The sequence below is a fragment of the Vibrio sp. RW genome (genome assembly GCF_027587105.1).
In the GTDB taxonomy this organism is placed as follows: Bacteria; Pseudomonadota; Gammaproteobacteria; order Enterobacterales; family Vibrionaceae; genus Vibrio; species Vibrio toranzoniae.
In genome coordinates this window covers 1-1,341 of record NZ_JAPPTM010000071.1, presented here as the reverse complement: position 1 = coordinate 1,341, position 1,341 = coordinate 1, and the positions used below count along the sequence as shown (strand labels likewise).

Annotated in this window: 3 pseudogenes; 2 read left to right on the top strand and 1 reads right to left on the bottom strand. The window is 44.1% G+C overall.

From position 1 onward, the window contains the following. Positions 1 to 123: pseudogene (locus OCT63_RS21340) on the bottom strand (IS630 family transposase); the annotation flags it as partial. 46 nt (positions 124 to 169) lie between these two features. On the opposite strand from OCT63_RS21340, the pseudogene OCT63_RS21335 reads away from it, so the two are divergent. Together OCT63_RS21335 and OCT63_RS21330 are read left to right on the top strand one after the other, a co-directional pair. Then, positions 170 to 1,159: pseudogene (locus OCT63_RS21335) on the top strand (type I-F CRISPR-associated protein Csy2); the annotation flags it as partial. Positions 1,160 to 1,218: 59 nt separating this feature from the next. After that, positions 1,219 to 1,341, top strand: a pseudogene (locus tag OCT63_RS21330) (IS630 family transposase); the annotation flags it as partial.

Here is a 1,341-nt window from a genome sequence, read left to right as displayed (position 1 = left end):
GCTGCTCCAGCCTTCGGAAGCAAGCAAAACCGCTTTGATACGGTCGCACACTCGACTGTCACGAGCGGAGTCGTGCATCTGTTCGAGTTCTTGCTTCTTCTGTGGAGATAGCGTTACTTTCATGGTTGCGTAGCATGATCCTGTTTTTACGGAAAATCAAGCAGGTTCAATGATCACTGGTATAGCAATTGAAGACGAAGCAGTAAAGCAGTCTGCTTTAAAGAAGATGTTCATGCTCTATACTGAAGATGTCTGTGTTGAAGGGTATGAAAAAGAAGCATTAACGATCTTGCTTAATCTCAGTTCAAGCCATCAAGCGGATAGATGCTCTGATTGGTTGGATGTTGCTCGTGCTAAAAGGCATTTAAAAGCGACTGAGAACCTAGAGGCATCTCTTGATGAAATCAAATGGTTTCATACTCATAATCTCAAATTTCCAGACTGCCGAGTTAAAGATCAGCGAATAATTGCACAGCCTCTTGTGACAACCGAGGTATTTATTTCAAGCGCAGTATTAGAGCAACGCTTGGGGTGGGCGCATAACTCTGCGGTGTACCGTCACACATTGTGGTTATTGAATCCTTTTAGTTGGCAATCACAACCGGTATGTATTCTTTCACTTATACAGCAAGACAGCCCAGTTTGGATTGAGTTGCTCAAAGAATTTGGGTTAGGTGCTAAGTCACTTGCTCGCTTAAAACACACAATTGAAGAACAGCTCCCTGATAATCATTTTCCCGATAGTGTCAGTTCTTACAGTAAGCAGCTACGGTTTCCATGGGGAGATGATTATATTTCGGTGACCCCAGTGGTGAGTCATTCTATTCAGAGCGAGTTAGAAGTGAGATCGAGAAGTAGAGAAAGTAAGCTTAGCTTTGTGTCTTCGTCACTGCCAAACTCTGCGAGTATCGGGAATCTGTGTGGCAGTTTAGGTGGGCATATGAAAGTCCTTAACTACCCGCTAGACGGCAAACCAGCGCAGGGTGGGACGTTAACTGAAAGTCGTAAAAAGAGTGGCCGCTACTTTGATGACTATCAGGTAACTAACGCAAAAATTTGTCTGGTGTTAAATCACTTAATTGGATTAGAGCCATCAAAAACACAGAAGCAAAGGGAGAGCGCTCGTAAGGTTAGAAGGAAGATATTGCGAAAGCAGATATACCAGTGATCATTGAACCTGCTTGATTTTCCGTAAAAACAAGATCATGCTACGCAACCATGAAAGTAATGTTATCTCCACAGAAGAAGCAAGAACTCGAACAGATGCACGACTCCGCTCGTGACAGTCGAGTGTGCGACCGTATCAAAGCGGTTCTGCTTGCTTCCGAAGGCTGGAGCAGT